Origin of the sequence: Streptomyces sp. NPDC002785, from assembly GCF_040295565.1 — a bacterium.
Taxonomy (GTDB): Bacteria; Actinomycetota; Actinomycetes; order Streptomycetales; family Streptomycetaceae; genus Streptomyces.
In genome coordinates, this window is record NZ_JBEOVN010000013.1 from 1 (window position 1) to 18,786 (window position 18,786).

17 protein-coding genes and 2 pseudogenes are annotated in these 18,786 nt (G+C 70.6%); 6 read left to right on the forward strand and 13 right to left on the reverse strand.

Annotated features, from left to right (window positions below; all coding sequences use genetic code 11):
* Positions 1-94: 94 nt before the first annotated feature.
* From ABTZ94_RS05815 to ABTZ94_RS05825, 3 genes are all read right to left on the reverse strand, one after another.
* Positions 95-745 (reverse strand): endonuclease, encoded by a 651-nt coding sequence (locus ABTZ94_RS05815; RefSeq protein WP_351197879.1) that lies wholly within the window; start codon positions 743-745, stop codon positions 95-97.
* Positions 742-1,386, reverse strand: coding sequence for a DNA polymerase ligase N-terminal domain-containing protein (locus tag ABTZ94_RS05820; RefSeq protein WP_351197881.1), 645 nt, complete (start codon positions 1,384-1,386; stop codon positions 742-744). The genes ABTZ94_RS05815 and ABTZ94_RS05820 overlap by 4 nt, the downstream gene beginning before the upstream one ends.
* A 176-nt stretch (positions 1,387-1,562) precedes the next feature.
* Positions 1,563-3,053 carry a CehA/McbA family metallohydrolase gene (locus ABTZ94_RS05825; protein ID WP_351197987.1) on the reverse strand — a complete coding sequence of 497 codons (1,491 nt, stop codon included), beginning with the start codon at positions 3,051-3,053 and terminating at the stop codon, positions 1,563-1,565.
* Between the two features lie 224 nt (positions 3,054-3,277).
* On the opposite strand from ABTZ94_RS05825, the gene ABTZ94_RS05830 reads away from it, so the two are divergent.
* A complete protein-coding gene (locus ABTZ94_RS05830; RefSeq protein WP_351197883.1) occupies positions 3,278-4,123 on the forward strand; it encodes an LLM class F420-dependent oxidoreductase in 846 nt (281 codons plus the stop codon).
* 12 nt (positions 4,124-4,135) lie between these two features.
* Here ABTZ94_RS05830 and ABTZ94_RS05835 read toward each other — a convergent pair whose 3' ends face one another.
* The gene (locus tag ABTZ94_RS05835) at positions 4,136-4,348 is read right to left on the reverse strand and encodes a hypothetical protein (RefSeq protein ID WP_351197885.1); all 213 of its coding nucleotides are present in this window, start codon (positions 4,346-4,348) and stop codon (positions 4,136-4,138) included.
* Between the two features lie 140 nt (positions 4,349-4,488).
* Here ABTZ94_RS05835 and ABTZ94_RS05840 point away from each other — a divergent pair, with 140 nt between their 5' ends.
* Positions 4,489-7,986 (forward strand): hypothetical protein, encoded by a 3,498-nt coding sequence (locus tag ABTZ94_RS05840; RefSeq protein WP_351197887.1) that lies wholly within the window; start codon positions 4,489-4,491, stop codon positions 7,984-7,986.
* Positions 7,987-8,089: 103 nt separating this feature from the next.
* Here the strand turns inward: ABTZ94_RS05840 and ABTZ94_RS05845 are convergent, their stop codons facing one another.
* Positions 8,090-8,761 carry an HAD family hydrolase gene (locus tag ABTZ94_RS05845; protein WP_351197989.1) on the reverse strand — a complete coding sequence of 224 codons (672 nt, stop codon included), beginning with the start codon at positions 8,759-8,761 and terminating at the stop codon, positions 8,090-8,092.
* A 171-nt stretch (positions 8,762-8,932) separates the two neighbouring features.
* On the opposite strand from ABTZ94_RS05845, the gene ABTZ94_RS05850 reads away from it, so the two are divergent.
* Positions 8,933-9,787, forward strand: coding sequence for an NmrA/HSCARG family protein (locus ABTZ94_RS05850; protein ID WP_351197889.1), 855 nt, complete (start codon positions 8,933-8,935; stop codon positions 9,785-9,787).
* Between the two features lie 170 nt (positions 9,788-9,957).
* On the opposite strand, the gene ABTZ94_RS05855 is transcribed toward ABTZ94_RS05850, so the two are convergent.
* Positions 9,958-10,203, reverse strand: coding sequence for a DUF397 domain-containing protein (locus ABTZ94_RS05855; protein WP_351197891.1), 246 nt, complete (start codon positions 10,201-10,203; stop codon positions 9,958-9,960).
* Positions 10,200-11,066, reverse strand: a complete 867-nt coding sequence (locus ABTZ94_RS05860; protein ID WP_351197893.1) for a helix-turn-helix domain-containing protein — start codon at positions 11,064-11,066, stop codon at positions 10,200-10,202. The genes ABTZ94_RS05855 and ABTZ94_RS05860 overlap by 4 nt, the downstream gene beginning before the upstream one ends.
* A 134-nt stretch (positions 11,067-11,200) precedes the next feature.
* Here ABTZ94_RS05860 and ABTZ94_RS05865 point away from each other — a divergent pair, with 134 nt between their 5' ends.
* Positions 11,201-11,620 (forward strand): ATP-binding protein, encoded by a 420-nt coding sequence (locus ABTZ94_RS05865; RefSeq protein WP_351197895.1) that lies wholly within the window; start codon positions 11,201-11,203, stop codon positions 11,618-11,620.
* 3 nt (positions 11,621-11,623) lie between these two features.
* Here the strand turns inward: ABTZ94_RS05865 and ABTZ94_RS05870 are convergent, their stop codons facing one another.
* Complete coding sequence (locus tag ABTZ94_RS05870) at positions 11,624-11,896, reverse strand: type II toxin-antitoxin system RelE family toxin (protein ID WP_351197897.1); 273 nt, start codon at positions 11,894-11,896, stop codon at positions 11,624-11,626.
* A 59-nt stretch (positions 11,897-11,955) separates the two neighbouring features.
* Between ABTZ94_RS05870 and ABTZ94_RS05875 the strand changes: the two genes are divergently transcribed.
* Positions 11,956-12,345 carry a RidA family protein gene (locus ABTZ94_RS05875; RefSeq protein WP_351197899.1) on the forward strand — a complete coding sequence of 130 codons (390 nt, stop codon included), beginning with the start codon at positions 11,956-11,958 and terminating at the stop codon, positions 12,343-12,345.
* Positions 12,346-12,568: 223 nt separating this feature from the next.
* On the opposite strand, the gene ABTZ94_RS05880 is transcribed toward ABTZ94_RS05875, so the two are convergent.
* From ABTZ94_RS05880 to ABTZ94_RS05890, 3 genes are all read right to left on the reverse strand, one after another.
* Positions 12,569-13,354 carry a hypothetical protein gene (locus ABTZ94_RS05880; protein WP_351197901.1) on the reverse strand — a complete coding sequence of 262 codons (786 nt, stop codon included), beginning with the start codon at positions 13,352-13,354 and terminating at the stop codon, positions 12,569-12,571.
* Between the two features lie 246 nt (positions 13,355-13,600).
* Positions 13,601-14,017 (reverse strand): RNHCP domain-containing protein, encoded by a 417-nt coding sequence (locus ABTZ94_RS05885; protein ID WP_351197903.1) that lies wholly within the window; start codon positions 14,015-14,017, stop codon positions 13,601-13,603.
* Between the two features lie 39 nt (positions 14,018-14,056).
* Complete coding sequence (locus ABTZ94_RS05890; protein ID WP_502967183.1) at positions 14,057-14,458, reverse strand: RNHCP domain-containing protein; 402 nt, start codon at positions 14,456-14,458, stop codon at positions 14,057-14,059.
* A gap of 580 nt (positions 14,459-15,038) precedes the next feature.
* Here ABTZ94_RS05890 and ABTZ94_RS05895 point away from each other — a divergent pair.
* Positions 15,039-15,128, forward strand: a pseudogene (locus ABTZ94_RS05895) (IS5/IS1182 family transposase); the annotation flags it as partial.
* Between the two features lie 29 nt (positions 15,129-15,157).
* Here ABTZ94_RS05895 and ABTZ94_RS05900 read toward each other — a convergent pair.
* Together ABTZ94_RS05900 and ABTZ94_RS05905 are read right to left on the reverse strand one after the other, a co-directional pair.
* On the reverse strand, positions 15,158-15,706 hold the full coding sequence (locus ABTZ94_RS05900) for an SMI1/KNR4 family protein (RefSeq protein ID WP_351197905.1): 549 nt from the start codon (positions 15,704-15,706) through the stop codon (positions 15,158-15,160).
* 22 nt (positions 15,707-15,728) lie between these two features.
* Positions 15,729-18,584 (reverse strand): annotated as a pseudogene (locus tag ABTZ94_RS05905) (RHS repeat-associated core domain-containing protein); the annotation flags it as partial.
* Between the last annotated feature and the right edge of the window lie 202 nt (positions 18,585-18,786).

Below are 18,786 nucleotides of genomic sequence, written 5' to 3' on the forward strand. Positions count from 1 at the left end.
TGCGGTGGAGCCATGAATCCCACCGCAAGACCGCACGAGCCCGCACCGTCGAGGACCTCATCGCAGCGTAACCAACCGGCCACCCGACAGGCTCTCAGGCCCGCGCTCCGACGTCGTCCACGACGTGCTTGTCCAGCGCGGCGCGCACCAGGGCCGCCGCGAGCACGGCGGGCCCGCGGTCGTCGGCCTGCTCCGCCAGCCGTGCGAGTTTCGCGGGCGAGTCGGGCAGCCCCAGCTTCTCGGCGCCCTGGAGGGCCTTCCCGTCGAGGAACGGTGCCGCCTCCGGCCACACGTCCTGCACTTCGCGTACGAAGATGTCCGCACCGGCCGGGCCCATGCCCGGGGTTCTGCGCAGCCCGGACCGGAGGATGTCCAGGTTGCCGTCGGCCTCCTTGCGCAGCCGGCGCAGATCGCCCCCGTACTCGACCAGCAGGAGCTCTGCCCCGTCGCCGAGCTGGGTGGCGGTCCGTTCGTCGTAGCGCCGGTAGCCGCCCTCGCCCAGCGCGTCGACGCGCTGTTGCCAGGTCGTCCCGATCATCCGGTCCGGGGATCGCATGCCGTGGGTGAACAGCGCGCGTGCCGCCGACACCGCTACGGACGCCCGGATGCGTGCGCTCAACAGATCGCTGAGCACGAGGAGTTGGTAAAGGGGCTGCGGTGTGTTCCGCAGCCGGATGCCGGCCTCGGCGGCATAGGTGGTGCCGTAGCGGCTGAGAAGGACCTCCACGGTCCTGCGGGCGGTCACGAGGGTCCGCCCCCTTCCTCGGCGGCGACCTGCGCCAGGGTGCGCCCCGTGCGGGCCGAACGTGCCAGGTACGGGTCCGGTGCGTCCGGTCCGTCATGGGTGGCGCGCCCGTCCTTGGCCTTGATCAGCAGCCATATCTCCTCGCCCGGGGCGTCGCTCCCACCGCCTCCCTTGAAGCGGGTGAGGGCGAACTCGCCGTGCAGCTTGATGCCGTCGAGCCAGAAGGTCGCGTGCCCGTCCTCCAGGGACTGCTCGAACGACACGGGTGCGCCCCAGCGGTCGTGGCTGAGCGGCCGGTAGGTGCCCTGGTCCCAGACGATCACCGTGCCGCCGCCGTACTCGCCCTTCGCGATGACTCCCTCGAACGTGCGGTACTCCAGCGGGTGGTCCTCCGTGGGGACGGCCAGCCGCCTCTCGCGCGGGTTCTCCGAAGGTCCGCGCGGCACCGCCCACGACTTCAGTACGCCGCCGACCTCCAGCCGGAAGTCGAAGTGCATGCGCCGCGCCTGGTGGATCTGTACGACGAAACAGAGCGCCGCACCCGTCCGCCCGCCGTCGCCGCGTGGCTCCGCGGTCGCGTCGAAGTGCCGTCTGCTGCGGTAGTCCCGGAGCCGGTCGTCGTTTTCGCCGGTCACATCCATCCGGACACCTCCTCGGGCAGGCCCGCCCGGTGCCCCCCTTCCACTGTGACGCTCCCGGCTGTGAAGCGCACAGGGGCGGGGTGTGTCGGCATGGACGAGAGGTATGTCGGCATCAAGTGTCTTGACGTCGAGATGGTCCCCCGTGAGTCGGCGGATCGACGGCCAGGGGCTGCCCCCTACCCCTCCAGGAACACCGGATTGGTGAGCGCCGCCGGCGCGCCCGGCAGCCCCGGCACCGTCGCCGGGTGCCGGACCTCGGCCCGCACATAGGCGGCGTGGACCGGCGTCGTACGCCACTGAACCGTCCCCGTCCCCGACTCCGGCAGCGTGGCCGTGAACAGCGTGCCCTGGTCGGTGACGAAGTGCGCGGTGCAGCCGGGTGCCCCGGTCACCTCCAGCCGTACGGTGACCGGGGTGTCGTCCCCGTCCACCCGCAGCCGTTCACCGATTCCCGCATGCAGGCCGCGCCCGCCCGAGGCCCCGAAGGACAGGGTGACGGCGGACGACTCGGCGATGTAGGAGTGCCCGGCCCGGATTCCGGCCGTGATCGCCTCGCGCGACAGTTCGTCGGCGAGGACGACGGTCTGCGGCAGCCCCACCTTGTCCGGCTCCCGGTGCGCGTCGCTGTTGCCCATCGCCGGAACCCACGGCTTCGACGTACGGACCGCCGCCACAAGGGAGTTGTCCCACTCGGCGAGGGCGATCCCGTCCTCCGGCGTGTACGCCCCGTTCCACACCTCCACCGCGTCCGCCTCGCCGAAGCCGAACTTCCAGTGGCAGCCGATGCAGGTGGCGTGCGGATGAGCGGGCACGACCAGGCCGCCGGCCCGGCGCACGGCCTTCGCGTAGTGCCCGAACCGGTTGTCGCGGGCCCGGTAGCGCCAGTCGACGAACGTCCCCGGGTCGGTGGCGAGCGCGATCACATGCCCGTTGCGGGTGGTGACCTCCTCGCCCGTGAGGATGAGCAGATCGTCACCCCACAGCCCGTCCCACGCGCTGTGCGCGGAGTACGTGTTGTGCTCACTGCTGTTGATGAAGTCGAGCCCGGCCGCGCGTGCGGCGGCGGCGATCTGGGCCGGGGTGCGCTTGCCGTCCGAGTGGACGGAGTGGAGATGGCAGTCCCCGCGGTACCAGGCGCGCCCGCGCCCCTTCGCCCGCTCCGGCGGGTACACGGGCTTCGGCGTGGACCCCGTCGGCCCGAAGCGCAGGGTGATCGTCACCTCGTACGGGAGCCCTTCCGGGGCGATGGTGTACGCCCCGAGAGCGATGTTCCAGGTCCCTGCGCGTACCGGCCCCGCGATGTAACCGGGCGTCGCCTCGTCCGCCCGGACGAAGAAGCTGCTGCGCGCCCCGCCGGACCACCCCCGGAACCCGCGCCCGCCCAGCTCCGTGCCGCGCTCGTCGAAGATGCCGATGTCGAGGGCGTTGCCCGGGGTCCCGGCCGGGACGGGAGTCTTCTCGTACGTGTACGAGACGGCGATCTCCCGTACCCCGCGCGGTACTTCGACCGGCAGATACACATAGTCGGGCGACCCGGTCGGCAGGGTGCCGCGCACGGTCCTGGTCCGGTCCGGGGCGTCGTTGCCGGTCGCGGCGTCGGCGAAGCTCACAGTGCCCAACGTTAGAGCGGTGGCGGCCGTCCCGACGAGAAGGCCGCGCCTGGCCATCGGACGGCCGTGGGCGGATTGCGATACGGACATACGAGTGGCTCCCCGGGGTGTCGTGGGTGGCGAGGATGACGTACTCGACCCTGATGGGAAGCCGTGAACTCCGGAAGAACGGCGAGAGGCACGAACGGGGCCCGTACTCCGCGACACTCGGCTTTCCGCACTGCACGGCATACGTTGGGGCTCCAGGGTCTGTCACCGGATCACGACGGAGGTGTCCTCATATGCGGATCGCCACAACGATCTTCCTCACCGATGAGACGATCACGCCGCTGCGGCTCGCCCGCGAGCTCGAACAGCGCGGTTTCGCCGGGCTCTACCTGCCCGAGCACACCCACATCCCGGTGAGCAGGGACACCCCCTACCCGGCCGGTGGTGAACTCCCGCCGGAGTACGGCCGCACCCTCGACCCCTTCGTCGCCCTCGCCCAGGCCGCCGCCGTCACCGAACGCCTCGCCCTCGGTACCGGCATCACGCTCGTCGCCCAGCACGACCCCATCGACCTGGCGAAGCGGATCGCCACCCTCGACCACCTTTCCGGCGGCCGGTTCACGCTGGGCGTCGGCTACGGCTGGAACGTCGAGGAGGCCGCGGACCACGGCGTGGACTGGCCGGCCCGCCGCGAACTCGTCCGCGACCGGCTGGCCCTGATGCGCGCCCTGTGGTCGGCCGAACCCACGGCGTACGAGGGAGAGTTCGGCTCGGTCCGGGCCAGCCACGCGTACCCGAAGCCGGTCCAGACGCCCCGCGGCCCGGTGAACGGCCCCCGCACCCTGATCGGCGGCGCGGCAGGCCCCAAGCTGTTCGCGCACATCGCGCAGTACGCCGACGGCTGGCTCCCGATCGGTGGCCGCGGCCTGACGGAGGCCGTACCGAAGCTGCGCGAGGCCTGGGAGGCGGCAGGCCGCGACCCGAAGCACCTCCAGGTCGTCCCGTACGCGGTGCTCCCGAGCGCGGGCAAGCTGGCGCACTACGCGGACCTGGGCATCGAGGAGGTCGTGCTGCAACTGCCCCCGGCGGGCGAGCCGGAGGTGCTGCGGGCACTGGACGCGTACGCGGAGTACCTGTAGCCGCATCGGACGTCAGTCCTGGCCCACCTGGGTGATGCCGTCGTCGCCGAGCCGCTCAGCCGGCCGGCCGAGGAGATCGGTGTACGCGCCCTGGTGTGCGACCACACAGAACCCGAGGCGCTCACCGGACTGCGGCGCTCGTGGCCGCCACCACGACGGGCCGTGCATTGGCCTTCCCCGGGCACCCGTCACCCGGCGGAAATGCCCGCCCGTTCTGCTGGACATGTGTGCGATCATCATGTGCGCTCTTTACAATTCGCGCACATGTCGCTTGCGTTCCGGGCCGCGCCGCGCCGCGCCGCGTTCGTGCGTCGTTCGTGAAGTCCCGGCGCACACCCTTTACTTCACCGGTCCGGGGGAACGGAATGCCCAGCCACCCACGTACGGCCGCGAGATCCGTGGCGTACACCGCCTTGCTGCTCGCCCTGTCTGTCCTGCTCTCGTTGCTGATCCCCGCGACCGCCGCCCAGGCGTACGCCGCCGGGGCGGCCCCCGTACCGGCGGCCGACGCCACGGCCGACGAGGACTGTCCCGCCTTGCCGCTCTCCGGCTTCGGCGAGGCCGCCCCGGCGGAGGGCAGGCCGACGATCCCGGGCGACGGCACGGCCTGCTTCACGTTCACGGCCGGGGCCGCCGGGCTGCACAAGGTCGTGCTCGTCGGCGGCGCCAACGCCAGCACGTACACGCACGTCTACGACGGCGGGACGGAGATCGACTGCTACGACCCCCAGTGGGGCGCCGGCTGGTGCCGCCTGCCCCGCTCGGGCGACTTCACGCTCCGGCTGTACAACGGCTGGTCCGAGTCGAGCAGCCCCACCGTCGCCGTCGTCCCCCTCGGCACCACCGAGGGCTGCGCGCCCGAGACCGGCACGTCCTGGGACACCGCACCCGTCGTCGGCTCGGCGGCCGGGCCGACCGCCATCCAGTGCCAGCTGTTCACCGGCAAGCCGGGTGAGCGGATCACCAGCAAGATCAGGACGACCGCGTCCGGCCAGAGCCTGTCGTGGATCACGGACGGGACCGGCGCCCGGATCTGCCCGCACTTCAACGCGGGCGAAAGCGAGGGCTGCGTACTGCCCGCCGCCGGCCCCTACCGGGTGCTCTCGCGGGTCAGCGAGGCCGAGCGCGGCTTCCCCGCCGAGTACACCCTCACCGTCCGCCGCATCTCCGACCCGGCCGGCTGCACGCACCCGGCGCTGAACGGGTACAACTCCGGCCCCACGGCCGCCGATCCGTCCCCCGGCTGCCGGACCTTCACCGCCCCGGCCGCCGGACGCTTCGACGCGTACGCCGTCCACGACGGCATGCGCTCCGCGCTCCCCGTCTACGACCGGGAAGGCAGGATTGCCTGCGTCACCTGGGACGTCTGCACCCTCCCGGCCGCCGGTGACTACACCGTCTACACCGGTTCCGCCACGCTGATCATCGATCACACCGCCACCACCGGCTGCGAGCCGGTCGAACTCGGCGTGCATCGCTCCGAGTTCACCGTCGGCGGCGAGATCGACTGCCTGTCCCTGCCGCTGCCCGCAGGCTCCCGGATGGCCGCGCTGGAGCCCCTCTACAACGGCGCGCCGCACCCGGCCGTCACCGTCGTCGACGCCGACGGCGTCCAGATCTGCGAGCCCTCCCGGCCCGCGAACGGCACCTGCGGACTCACCGGCAAGGCCCCGTTCCGGGCCCTGGTCACCAACGACAGCGAGTCGAAGCCGACCGGCCCGTACACACTCGCCCTGCACCGCACCGACGTGGCGGGTGACTGCCCGGCGGTTCCGGCGGGCGACTTCACCTCGGCCACCCGCTCCGCCCGCGCCGTCACCGGCAACGGCGTCTTCTCGAACTGTCTGAGCATCCCGGCCGGCGACCACAGCGCCCAGGAGATCATCCAGCTCCAGGCCACCTCCGCCACCGCGGCCCTCGCCCAGTTCACCGTCATGGACGTCCAGGGCAAGCAGATCTGCTCGACCTTCCCCGCCGTCTCCAGCTGGACGAGCTGCGCCCTGACCCCCGGTGTCGCCCACACCGTCCTCGTCACCGGCCGCAACACCCCCGGCGAGTACGTGCTGACCCGTCGCGACGTCACCGCGACCGCCAAGGGCTGCACCGCGAACCCGGCAACGAAGCCCGGCGGCCCGTCCACCGGCGGCACCATGGGCGCCCCCGGCGAGCTGCGCTGCCGCCAGGTCACCACCACCGACGCCAAGGACACCCTGCACATCAACGTCCGCGACCCGCTGGGCACCGCGAATGTCGTGGTGAACGGTGACGGCGGCGCCCCCCTCTGCGAGAAGAACCAGGCGTGCGCCGTCACCGGCTCCACGCACTACCAGGTCGTGGTCACCGTCCCGCCGACGCTGAAGGCCGCCGACTCGTACCGCTTCGACGCCCTGCGCATCGCGGGCCCCGAGGGTCCGGCCGCCGAGTGCGAGAAGGTCGCGAGCATCGCCTACGGGTACGGCCCGGTCACCGGCACCCTCGACGAGCAGCACACCGCCGTCTGCGCCGCGCTGCCCACCGTGTACAGCGACCGCTTCAAGATGGAGATCGGCGACACGACGGGCGCCACGGATACGGCGGTGCCCGCGCTGTACGACCCGAGCCTCGACAACGGCTGCACGTACTCCACCTCCGGTGGCTACGCGTGCCGGGTGATCGAGAGCATCTCCAGGGAGCTCACCCCGAGCATCCTGGTCCTCTCGCTGCCGGAGAAGGCCTCGCAGACCTCCTACAAGGCCGAGGCGGTCTGCTCGGGTCTGTGCGGCATGGAGCGGGTGACCGTCACGAAGCTGACCCCGGCCACCGGGGCCGCCGGTACGAGGACGACGGTCACGGTCACCGGCTCGGCCCTGCACAAGGACCACCGCCTCGTGCTGCGGAACTCCGGCCGGGAGATCACGGCGACCACCGTCTCGGTCTCGCCCGACCGGCGCACCCTGACCGCCGAGGTCGACCTGACCGGCGCGGCCGAGGGCGCCTGGAGCGCGAGCGTCATCACCCTCAGCGGCGGGGAGTACTCGCGGGGCGACTTCACCGTCACCTCGGCCCCGCTCCGCAACAGCGCACCGCCGACGATCGGCTCCACCGCCCGCGTCGGCGACCGCCTCACCGCGTCCCCCGGCACCTGGGCCCCCGCCCCGACGTCGTACGCCTACCAGTGGAACGCCGACGGGCAGTCGATCACCGGCGCGACCGCCGCCGCGTACACCGTCCCGGTCTCGCTGCTCGGCAAGAAGATCGGTGTCACCGTCACGGCCCGCCGCACCGGCACCGCGGATGTCCCGGCCACCTCGGCGGCGCTCACGGTCGCCAAGGGTGCGGCACCCAGGGTGACGACCACGCCGGATATCACCGGCACCGTGAAGGTCGGTGCCAAGCTGACCACCACGAGCGGCAGTTGGACGCCGGTTGCCACCTCCTACGGCTACCAGTGGAAGGCCGACGGCAAGGCGATCTCCGGCGCGACGGCGTCCACGTACACTGTCCCGGCGTCGCTGCTCGGCAAGTACATCACCATCACCGTCACGGCCCACCGCACCGGTCACGCCGACGGTTTCGCGACGCCCGCCTCGGTGAAGGTCGCCAGGGGCAGCGCGCCCAAGGTCACCAAGCAGCCCACGATCTCCGGCACCGCGAAGGTGGGCCGCACCCTCAAGGCCGCCCACGGCACCTGGACGCCCGCCCCGACCTCGTACGGCTACCAGTGGTACGCGAACGGCAAGGCGATCTCCGGCGCGACCAAGTCCTCGCTGACGCTCAAGTCCGCCCAGCGCGGCAAGAAGATCACCGTGAAGGTGACCGCCCGCCGCACGGGCCACGCCAATGGTTCCGCCACAAGCAAGGCGACCAAGGCGGTTGCCCGCTGACGCAGGTGGGGTGAACGCAAGGGCCGGGCGACCCGCACCAGACGGTGCGGCGCCCGGCCCTTGCGCGTAAGGGCGTCCGGCGTTCGCGGCCTGTTGCCGAACGTCAGCGGGACGTCAGTGGAGCGTCACTCCCGGACAGCAGCATCGGCAGCTTGCGCATGTCCTCGAAGACCACGGTGTCCGGGCCTTCCAGCCAGTGCCCCGGGGTCAGCCCGCCCGCGTAGCCGAAGGCCCGCATCCCGGCCGAACGGGCGGCCCGTACCCCGTACTTGCTGTCCTCGACGACCACACACGCGGCAGGGGGAACGCCCATCCGGCGGGCCGCGTGGAGAAAGAGGTCGGGGGCGGGCTTTCCGTGGGCGACCTCCGAGGCGCTGAAGATGCGGCCCTCGAAGTGTGCGTAGAGCCCCGTGTGGCCGAGGGTGTGGCGCATCTTCTCGTGGCTGCCGCTCGACGCCACGCACGTGGGGAGCGTGAGGGCGGCCAGCGCCTCGTGGATGCCGTCGACCGCGACGAGTTCGGAGTCCACCGCATCGCGGTGGAGCTGCTCGAACCGCTGCTGCCAGGCGGCGGACCGCCCGGGCAGGCGGGCGTCGACCAACTCCCCGATGGACTTGTTCGACCGGCCCACGAACTTCTCGACGACCTCCTCCGCCGTCAGCGGCCATCCCAGCTCGGCACCCACCTGGACCTGGACGCGGACGGCGATCCGTTCGCTGTCGACGAGCACGCCGTCGCAGTCGAATATGACGAGTTCAAGGGGAGGTGCAGCCATCGTGGTCATCCGGACAGGATAGGGACGGGCCGACGGTCGGCGAAGGCGCGAGGAGAACAGGGCCGAGGGGGACAGGACCGAGGCCGGGTGGGTCACGACCGTCCCCTACCGGTGGCAGTTCGGGCCACTGCTGGTCAGCATGGACGCATGTCCCTCGATCAAGGAGAACCCATGTCCATCGCAGTACTCGGAGCGACCGGAGGCCAGGGCGGCGCGGTGGCGCGCGCCTTGCTGGAGGCCGGGTACGGGGTGCGCGCCGTGGTGCGCGACCCCGGCAGCGGACGGGCCAAGGCGCTGGCGGTGGCCGGAGCGGAGGTGGTTCCCGGGGATCTGTTCGACGCGGCCTCGCTCGCCGAGGCGTTCCGGGGCACGACGGCCGCGTTCGCCGTCACCACCCCGTTCCAGGACGGTCTGGACGCGGAGGTGGCCCAGGGCGCGGCGATCGTCCGGGCAGCCGCGGACGCCGCACTGCCGCATCTGGTGCTGGCCTCCGTCGCCAGTGCGGACCGGGACACCGGGGTCCCGCACTTCGAGACCAAGGCCAGGACCGAGGAACTGCTCGCCGACTCCGGGCTTCCGGCGACGGTGGTGGCACCGACCTACTTCTACGACAACGCGCTGGGAGCCATGGACGAGGTCGCCGCCGGCCTCCTCACTATGCCGCTCCCCGGCGACACCCCGCTCCAGCAGGTTGCTCGGCAGGATCTGGGCCGCGTCGTGGCCGCGGTGGTGGCCGATCCGGACCGCTGGACCGGGCAGCGGATCGAGGTGGCGGGCGACGATCCCACACCGGTCCGGATGGCCGAGGAGATCGGCCGGGCCGCCGGGGGCACGGTCGCGTTCCGGCGGACGCCGCTGGAGGACCTGCGCACCATCAACCCCGACATGTTCGCCATGTACAGGTTCCTGACGGACACCGGATACCAGGTGGACCTGGAGGCCCTGCGGGCGCAGTTCCCCGGCGTTCCCTGGACCGCGTACGCGGCGTGGGCGGACGCCCAGAACTGGCCGACACCCCGCCCGTGACCCCTGGGTGCCGCTCCTGCGATCGCAACAGGGGCAATGATCGCCACGAGCGCAGCGCCCCTTCGGTCTATTCCCTTGAAAGCCTTTACGTCGGGCACCGCCTCGACGCGGTCAGCCGGGTCGCGGTGAACCGGGTCGCGGCTGTCGCGACCCGGTGCCGCGCGGGTGGCTCAGCCCTGCTGCGCGTACGTGACGAAGGCGGACCAGGTGGCGGGGGTGACGTCGAGGTGCGGGCCCTGGATGTTCTTGGAGTCGCGGATGTGGACGGTGGTGGGGCAGGACGCGACCTCGACGCACTCGCCGCCCCCACCACTGCTGTAACTGGACTTGTGCCAGTCGTAGGCGACCTCGATGCAGGTTCCACCTTCGCCGCCGCTGTAGCTGCTCTTGAACCAGTGCAGTTGCTTGGTGTTCATCGCTCTCCCAGCATCTTCTCGATCAGCGTCAGGGACTCCTGGGGGGTGAGAGCCGCCGATTGGATAATTCCATAGCGGACGGCCAGCACGCGGACCTCCTCCATTGCGGTGATCAGCCGCGGGTACGTGTGGATCTCCAGGTATGCCACCTGCTGTCGGCCTTTGGGCGTGACCAGGGTGAACGGGCCGTCCAAGCTTGGCTGTTCCGTGCGGTCCAGCGGCATCAGCTGAATTTCAACTGTCCGGAGACGGCCGATGTGCAGGAGCTTCCGCAACTGCTCCCGATGTACATCCCGTCCGCCGATGGGGCGCATCAGCACGCTTTCGTCCAGGATGAAGTGGAACGTTGGCGAGGGCCAGGGGGCGAAGATTGCCTGGCGATCGAGCCGGTCGGCCACCCTCTTTTCGATGGTGTCTTCACTCAGCAGCGGCCGCCATTGAGTGAAGAGAGCACGTGCATAGGCCTCTGTCTGGAGCAGTCCAGGCACGGACTGGTTGTTGTAGACGTAGAGCTGTGCGGCCTCCGCCTCCAACTTGGCGTAGCTGCGGTACCACTCTGGATGTCGCGTGCGCGCCTTGTTCCGTGCTTCCTGAGCGTCGGGGATCGCTGCCCGTAGTACCCCTCCTGCCCCCAGCAGATCATCGGCCCGGTCAAGGAAATCGACTTGCGGCGTTCTTACGCCACGCTCCATCGCGGAGATCAGGTCCTCCCCGCAATGCGCTGCAAGCCCCAGTTCCTTCTGGCTCAGTCCCGCGCGCTCGCGCAGCACCTTGATTTGTCTGCCCAGTGCCCTGAACAGGTGTGCCGTGCCGTCCGACTCACCCGGCCGTTCCGGCCTTTCTTCGCGTTCCGCGTTCGCCATCTGTCCCGCACCGCTCTCTGTCCGCCCGGTCACGGCCGACGCCCCGTACAGCCGACCGGGTGTGCCCGTACAGCTCCTCGGAGTCGTGGTGTCACTCCTGGTCAGCGTACGAGGAACCGGACACGCTGAGTCACATGAACGTCGAAATCACTCTTGTGGGCGCCGAGTTCGTCCAGCGGTTCAGCGCCACCCGCCGCGGGGCGCGGCTCGCCCGTCGGCTCGCTGTGTATCAACTCGACGAGTGGGGTGTGCCGTACGGGAGCGAACTCTCCGACAACGCCGCCGTGGTCGTGGCCGAGCTGGCCGCCAACGCGGTGCTGCACGGGAACGTGAAGGGGCGGGACTTCGAACTGAGACTGCTGGGCCTGGCGGACACGATCCGCATCGAGGTGTCGGACGCTCGGGGTGAGCGGGGGCCCGAGCCACAACCTCCCCGGCCCGACGCGGAATCGGGGTTCGGCCTGCATCTGGTCGGGGTGGTGGCGACGTCATGGGGCGTGAAGGACCGGCTCGTGGGCAAGACGGTCTGGGCCGAGTTGGCCACGACCCCGTGACGGTCAGCCGACGCGGCCGAGGTGGATCACGATAATAGTGACCTGGGCTTCTGTGATCTCGTACAGCACTCGATAGCGCCCGACGTGCACGCGTCGCAGCGTGGGGGAGCCGTGCAGTGGCGTCCGCTGCAACGATTCCTCGGCCGACGCGAGAATTACGCGGCCACCCACCGGGCCATCGCCGCCCTGGTCTCCGGCCGCGCCGCCCAGCGGCCCACCCGCCGTGTGGACGAGCACCGAACTCGTGCCCGTCCACACGACGACCTGCTGAATCACCCACCAGCCGCCCGCGTACCCGAACATCAATAGCCGACAACGGCGTTAGCGTTCGGCACGTGACAGAGCGACGTGTGATCCTCAGCGGCTCGACGTTCGAGGAGCAGATCGGTTATGCCCGTGCCGTGGTCGACGGCGACCGGGTGCATGTGTCCGGGACGACCGGTTTCGACTACACCACCATGACGATCTCCGACGACGTGGTGGAGCAGGCCGAGCAGTGCCTGCGCAACATCGAGGCCGCGCTGGCCGAGGCGAAGTGCACCTTCGCCGACGTCGTGCGAGTGAGGTATCTGCTGCCCGACCGGGCCGATTTCGAGCCCTGCTGGCCGGCCCTGCGCCGCTGCTTCGGCGAAGTCCGGCCCGCCGCCACGATGCTCATGTGCGGCCTTGCCGACCCTCGCATGAAGATCGAGATCGAGGTGTACGCGCGGCGGGCCACCGCGTAGCGTCCCACGCGATTTCGGTGTGCCGGATCGTCCCGCCCCGTCGGGCACGACGCCCCCGCCGGGCGGCGCATCCGCACGTCGAAATCAGCGAGGTGGCTCCCCCGTGGTGGCGCTGCCGGGCGGGCATGGGCCGCTCGGGCCGTCCCGTCCGTCCGGGAGGCCTGGCGCGCCGCGGCCGCGCAGGTAAACCTGTCGGCGGGCCGTTTTCCGGCCCGCCGCGTGGTCAATTCACCGTGACGGCGTCGCCGGTGGCGACGACCTTCATGGTCGTGGTCGTACCGAGGAACGCCCAGCGCCAGCTGCCCGAAGCGGTGGCCTTCACCGTCGCGCGGAGATGGCCCTTGCTGTCCGTGGTCGCCGTCTTCACGGTGCTGTACGCGCCGCCGGGCTTCTTGTACTGCAGCTTCACCACCTGCTTGGTGTACGCGTGGTACTTGAGGTCCGTCCAGTTGGCCCGCGACAGCTTTCCGGTGACGGTCAGCGTGCCTCCCTTCCTGACCGGCTCGGGCGTCGCGTCCGTGGTCAGGGTCGCGGCGCGCTTCACCTTGAACAAGGCGATGCGGTCCGAGATCCAGTAGTCGCGGTCATTCGCCTGGACCGTGGCGTTGACCTGCCAGTTCCCCGCGACCGCGTTGGCGTCCCAGCCCTCGTTGCCGCTTCCGTACGAGTCGATCCACGTCGGATCGATCTGCATCGTCGCCGTGCACACGGACGTCGTCGTGCTGACCTTCGTGCACGTCGTGCCGAGGTGGTCGACCGGCCCGAGACCATTGGTCGCGTTGAACGCGGACACGTCGGCGACCCCCTTCACCCCCGAGTTGTCCTTGATCGTCATGGCGATCGTGAACCGCTTGACGTTCTTGACCCCGACGATCACATTGCTGCCACCGTTCACGACGGTCTTGGTGACCCTGATGTCACCCCGTCCCTCCGCGTGAGCGGCCGGCGCCACCGCGATCCCGGTGGCCACTGCCGCGACCACGGAGGCCACCATGATTTTTCTTCGCATGTCCCACCCCTGTTCTCCCCGCCCAGTGGCAGGGGGAGGACAGAGTAGCGGTCACCCGGATGACGCCTGAACCGGGCCGAGAGGGCCTCGGTCGCGGGGCCGTTCGTCCGCCAGGCCGGCGCGATCCGGCCGCGCGGCTGCGGTTCCGTGATCTGCAGTGTCGGCGTACCCGGACATCCGAAAGCGGCGCGGTGCTTCCAGGTGGCCGGCCTCGCCGCGCAGACGGCGAGGGCCGGCCGCCCCGTGTCAAAGCGTGAGCAGTGCTCGTACGGGGATGAAGGTGTCCGACAAGGGACGTACTGCCATCCGCATCAGGGCGAGGGCGTTGTCGTCCCCCGCGATGCGGTTGGCGCTGAGCTCGCCGCAGGTCAGGCACTCGTGGATGATGGTCCACTCCCCGTCCTGCCGTACGGACAAGCTCAGTGCCGTCATCCGCCCCCGGCAGTCGGCGGCCCGGTCGCCCGGTATCCGCTGGTCGACGTGGAGGCTGGTCAGGCAGTGCGGGCAGTGATTGCGATGGGCGGTGCCCGGTGCGATCAGCGGCACGTCGAGCCGGCAGCCGACGCAACGGAACGCGTCGCCGTGGGCGCCGCCGGGACCGTGCAGGACGTCCTTTCGTCTCTGCGGGCGGTGGGCCGATCGTCGGGGTCTACGTCGTGGCATGGTGAATTCTCCGTCCGGTCCTCGGTCCTTGGCGGCGGGTCACAGATCGCCGAACGCTTCGAGCGGGAAGGGCGGTTGGGCCAGCGGGCGTACGGCCATCCGCATGAGGATCAGGTGGTTGTCGTCCCCGCAGGCCGGGTTCGAGGTCAGCTCGTCGCAGCGGGTGCAGCGGTGGATGACCATCCAGTCGCCGGTGCGGAGCACCGCGATGGAGATCGGGGTCATACGCCCCCCGCAGTCGGACGGGCCGCCCTCGATGTGGTCGAGGCAATGCTGGGAGTGCAGACAGCTGGGGCAATGGTTGCGGCGGCTGCCGTCGGGCGCGAGCGTGGCGACGGTCAGCCCGCACCACAGGCAGGTGAAGGTGTCGGTCCTCAGGAAGGCGCTGGCGCCGTGGTTGGAGGACTTGGTCGGACGGTGCTGGGGGTTGTCGGTGGACACCCGGGTTTCTCCTTGCCGAAGAGGATGAGCAATGCAGCAGGGAAGTACCGAGCAGCCCTCGGGGGCATGGGCCTCGGAGGCATGGCACGTCAGCCGGGAATCACGTACTGATGAGAAGGAAACGCGTGCCGATCAGCGGACGCGTGTCAGTGGGATGCCGCGAGCGTGCGCATGCGCGCAGGTCCGGTCGCCCCGGCGCACATGGGGGCGCGACGAGGGAAGCTCGGAACTACTGGCCAGGGCATACATCAACTGCTTTCCAGGGCAAGCGCCCATACGTCACCGACGGTCCACACCGCGGTCGAGGTCAAAGCACCGTAACAACGCCCCGAGCGCGGGGCCAGCGATTTAGAGGAGCTCACAAAATGGGCGCCCGGCTCGCGGCGTCTGGCACGCACGCTCGCTGCGTTGCCGAAATGCCCTAGGACTTGTCCGGCCGATCACGTGACTGATCCGCGGCTGGCGCCCGCACTGATCCGCCGCCCGCTCCCGCCTCAAAAGGGGCCGAAGTCTCAGAACATCAGGGCGAAACCGTGTGGCAGAGCCTTCACGCCCGCCTGGTGGAGGTGGTGCGGGAAGTGAGGGCCTGGGCCGTTCGCGGGGCGGGTTCACCAGCAAGCTCCACCTGAGTGCGGACGGACGCTGCCGCCCGCTGTCCCTGGTCGTCACGGTGACGGCCGCGTTTCACGGCAGGCCGGGTCAGGCTTCTAGGATGTCGTCGTTGGAGTCGAAGGAGTGCTCGTCCGCGGGAAGGTTGCCGAGGATCCCGGAGTGGATTTCGCCGGTGAGGACGGACCGGATGAAGCGGGTGGCCTGTACGGGGTGGTGCTCCCACTCCGGCCCTCGCCCGGCGTTCGCCAGCACCGTCCACTCCTCGGGCTTGCCGTCCTTGCCGGTGAGCCAGTAGAGGTAGGCGCCGGTCCCTTCGATGTAGGCGAAGGGAAGCAGGCCGGTGCCCTCGGCCGCGAGCTGTTCGGGCCGGGGCTCCGGGCCGATCTCCCACAGGCGGGCCAGTACCTCGGCGCGCTCGTCCTTCATCGCCAGGAGGTTGTAGTCGCGGCTCGGGCAGTCGGGTTCCAGGATCCAGATCGTCTCGTCGAAGACACCGCCGCCGTAGGTGTCGACGAGGTCCTTGAAGTCCTCGGGCAGCGCGGTGCCCAGGCGGGCCTCGATCTCGGGCCAGGTCCGCGGGCGAGGCTCCGCCGGCGGGGGGACGATCCGGGTGAGCTGTTCCACGTCGGGGTGCATCGGGGTGACTCCTGTGGGTGGTTCAGGGTTTGGGGACGTTCAGGATAGTGACGTGATTGGTCGGGGCTCCGCCTTCGTAGGGGGTGAACCGGAAGCCCTTGGACCCCGTGGCGTGGATGGTGAGCGCGACCGGGACGACGTCGGTCGGGTCGTTCGTCCGGTAGATCGGGGTGACGGTGTAGTGGATCGTCTCGTTGTTCTTGTCGACGGCCGTGCGGATCTGGTCCTCGATCGCCTTCATCACAGGGCTGTTGGCGTTGCGGTGCATGGCCACGAAGTTGCGCGGGTCCTTGTTGGAGCCGCCGATCTGGGCGCCCAGCAGGTGGGTCTTGTTCCAGCCCCTGTACTTCTGGTAGCCCACGACATTCGTGGGCGGGTTGGTCGTGCCGCCGGTCATGCCCGGTTCGATCCTCGCCCGCATGGTCCCCGCCCGGCCGCCGGGCCCGCTGCTGAAGCGGACCCGGCCGCCCCAGGTCGGGTCGCTCTCGTCGCAGGGCTTCAGTCCGAGGGGATCGTGGAGGGTGAGCGGGTCGTCGACGTAGGCGTACGGGTTGGGGCCGGGGTCGAGACCGAGCGGGTCGAGGGTGAGGTAGCGGGCGGTCTCGGGGTCGTAGTGGCGGAAGTAGTTGTGGTGGAGTCCGGTCTCGGGGTCGAAGTACTGGCCGGGGAAGCGCAGCGGCGTGTACGCGTCGGCGTCGCGGTTCCAGACCGTGACGCCCCAGAGGGTGCTGTGGCTGCGCCAGGCGAGCAGCCCATCCTCGCCGACCAGCTCGGTCGGGGTGCCGACCAGGTCCGTGACGATGGCGAAGAAGCGCTGGTCGACGATGTCCTGCGGGGTGTCGGCGGCCGACTTGCTCTCCACCTGCAGCAGTGGCCGGTAGCCGTCGTGCTCCCAGGTCAGGTGGACGTCCGCGCCGGTTCCCGCGGCGCGCGTGGTCTGTTCGACCAGCGTGCTGCCGTCCCAGGAGAACAGCGTCTCCTCGGCCACGGACACGCCGTCCGGTGCCATGCGCAGTTTGGCCACCCGTCGGCCGAGCGGGTCGTACCGGTATCGCCAGTGCATTCCGTCGGGTGTGACGACGGCGGTGAGGTGGTCTTCCGCGTCCCAGGTGTAGTGCCAGGTGTCGGGCTTGCGGGACAGCCGGGTCTTCTGACGGAGCACCACGCGGCCCTGCGCGTCGTACTCGTAGCGGACACCGCCGGCGCGGACGAGGTGGCCTCCCTCGTAGTGGCGCTCGCCGATCGCCTCGGCGCCGGGTATGACGGCGGGCCAGACGGCTTCCTGCTGGTCCCCCGACGTGCCGTAGGCGTAGTGCTCCCGCCAGCCGGGGCCCTCGGTGTCGACGACGCGTCCGACGCCGTCGTAGGAGAAGGAGCGGCTGACCGCGCGGGATCCGGTGACGGCGAGCATGCGCCCCTCCGCGTCCCAGTCGTATCCGCGTTGCTGGAGCGGTACGGGCGCGGGCGGGCCGTCTCCGGTGGCCGGGCCGGCCGGGGTGAGCCGGGTGAGGAGCTGGGCCTTGAGCCGGCCGGCGGGATCCCAGGTCTGGGCGAGCCGGCAGACCTCGTCCAGGGTGCGGGTGGTCTCGCGGCCCATGGCGTCGTGGGTGAAGCGCAGGGTGCGGCCGGCCACGGTGAGCGTGTCGCGGTGACCGGCCGCTCCGTACGACTGCCGGGTCACCGTGCCGGACGGGGTGGTGCGGGTGAGCCGCCGCCCGGAGACGTCGCAGGTGGTGGCCACCGTCCGGCCTTCGGCGGTCTCGGCGACGACGCGGCCGACCGCGTCGTAGGTGTACTCGAGGACGGAGTCGGGTGACACGGCCCGCAGAAGGCGCCCGTCGGGATCGTGGGTGTACTGGATCCGGTGGCCCGCGATGTCCTTCTCGACGAGGTTGCCGACGGTGTCGTACCGGTAGGCGGTGGTCTGCCCGGCCGCGTTGGTGCGGCCCATGAGCATGCCCGCCGCGTCGTAGGCGTAGGTGGTGGTCCGCCCGTTGTAGTCGGTGTCGGCGATCTGCCGGCCGACCGCGTCGTACGCGTATTCCCAGGTCAGACCCCGGGCGTCGGTGATCCGGGTCTGCCGCCGCTCGGTGTCGTGGGAGAAGGCGAGCCGGGTGCCGTCCGGGTTGCGGATCTCGGTGGGCAGGTCGAAGTGGGTGTAGGAGTACACGGTGGTCCGGCCCTGCCGGTCGGTGTGCGCCGTGCAGTTGCCCTCGCCGTCGTACGTCCAGCGCTCGGTGCCGCCGTCGGCGGTCTCGCGCGAGGTCAGGTGGCCTTCGACGGACCAGGTCAGGCGGGTCACGCCGCCGAGCGGATCGGCGAGCTCGACGATCCGGCCGAACGCGTCGTGCCGGCACCGTGTCTCCGCGCCGGCGGGGTCCGTCAGGGAGACGACCAGCCCGGCCGGATTGCGGCCGATGACCACGGTGTTGTCGGTCGGATCGGTGACGGAGACGACGGCTCCGCGCCCGTCGTAGGTGTAGGTGCTGCTCGCACCGCCGGGGTCGGTCAGCACGGTGCGGTTGCCGCGCTCGTCGTACTGGTGGCGCCAGGTGGCGCCGTTCGGTTCGGTCACCGTCTTGGGCAGACTGAGCGCGTTGTACGAGACGCTGCTGGCGCTTCCGTCCGGCCGCATCACGCGGACGGGCCGGCCCTCGTCGTCGTAGGAGATGCGGACGGTCGCGCCGAGCGGGTCGGTGGCGGAGACGACCCGGTCGTGGTCGTCGTACGAGGTGTGGCTGGTGTGTCCGAGGGCGTCCGTCCACGAGACCAGCCGCAGCCGGGCGTCGAAGCGGAATGCGGTGGTGGCGCCGGTGGAGTCCGTGTAGCGGGTGGTCCGGTCCGTCTCGTCGGCGTGGTCGAACGCCAGCGTGGCGGACGAGTCGGCACACCCGAGGACGTTCCCGGTTCGCTGTCCCGGTTCTTCGCCGACCGGGCGACTTGGAGCCTTGCGCCGCGGGCACCTTTGGCAAGGAAACGGGGGAGCCGCGTGTTACGTGACACAGCTGTTCGCAGCCCCGGTCGTCGTACAGCCCTGCGCTACTACCTGGCCATCGGAGCCGTCACCACCGTCGTCCCGG

What these genes read in the sequence shown, in the direction of transcription:
- ABTZ94_RS05820 (WP_351197881.1), bottom strand. Translation starts at nt 1,386, where the DNA reads ATGGATGTGACCGGCGAAAACGACGACCGGCTCCGGGACTACCGCAGC.
- ABTZ94_RS05825 (WP_351197987.1), bottom strand. Translation starts at nt 3,053, where the DNA reads ATGGCCAGGCGCGGCCTTCTCGTCGGGACGGCCGCCACCGCTCTAACG.
- ABTZ94_RS05830 (WP_351197883.1), top strand. Translation starts at nt 3,278, where the DNA reads ATGCGGATCGCCACAACGATCTTCCTCACCGATGAGACGATCACGCCG.
- ABTZ94_RS05835 (WP_351197885.1), bottom strand. Translation starts at nt 4,348, where the DNA reads ATGTCCAGCAGAACGGGCGGGCATTTCCGCCGGGTGACGGGTGCCCGG.
- ABTZ94_RS05840 (WP_351197887.1), top strand. Translation starts at nt 4,489, where the DNA reads ATGCCCAGCCACCCACGTACGGCCGCGAGATCCGTGGCGTACACCGCC.
- ABTZ94_RS05845 (WP_351197989.1), bottom strand. Translation starts at nt 8,761, where the DNA reads ATGGCTGCACCTCCCCTTGAACTCGTCATATTCGACTGCGACGGCGTG.
- ABTZ94_RS05850 (WP_351197889.1), top strand. Translation starts at nt 8,933, where the DNA reads ATGTCCATCGCAGTACTCGGAGCGACCGGAGGCCAGGGCGGCGCGGTG.
- ABTZ94_RS05855 (WP_351197891.1), bottom strand. Translation starts at nt 10,203, where the DNA reads ATGAACACCAAGCAACTGCACTGGTTCAAGAGCAGCTACAGCGGCGGC.
- ABTZ94_RS05860 (WP_351197893.1), bottom strand. Translation starts at nt 11,066, where the DNA reads ATGGCGAACGCGGAACGCGAAGAAAGGCCGGAACGGCCGGGTGAGTCG.
- ABTZ94_RS05865 (WP_351197895.1), top strand. Translation starts at nt 11,201, where the DNA reads ATGAACGTCGAAATCACTCTTGTGGGCGCCGAGTTCGTCCAGCGGTTC.
- ABTZ94_RS05880 (WP_351197901.1), bottom strand. Translation starts at nt 13,354, where the DNA reads ATGCGAAGAAAAATCATGGTGGCCTCCGTGGTCGCGGCAGTGGCCACC.
- ABTZ94_RS05885 (WP_351197903.1), bottom strand. Translation starts at nt 14,017, where the DNA reads ATGCCACGACGTAGACCCCGACGATCGGCCCACCGCCCGCAGAGACGA.
- ABTZ94_RS05900 (WP_351197905.1), bottom strand. Translation starts at nt 15,706, where the DNA reads ATGCACCCCGACGTGGAACAGCTCACCCGGATCGTCCCCCCGCCGGCG.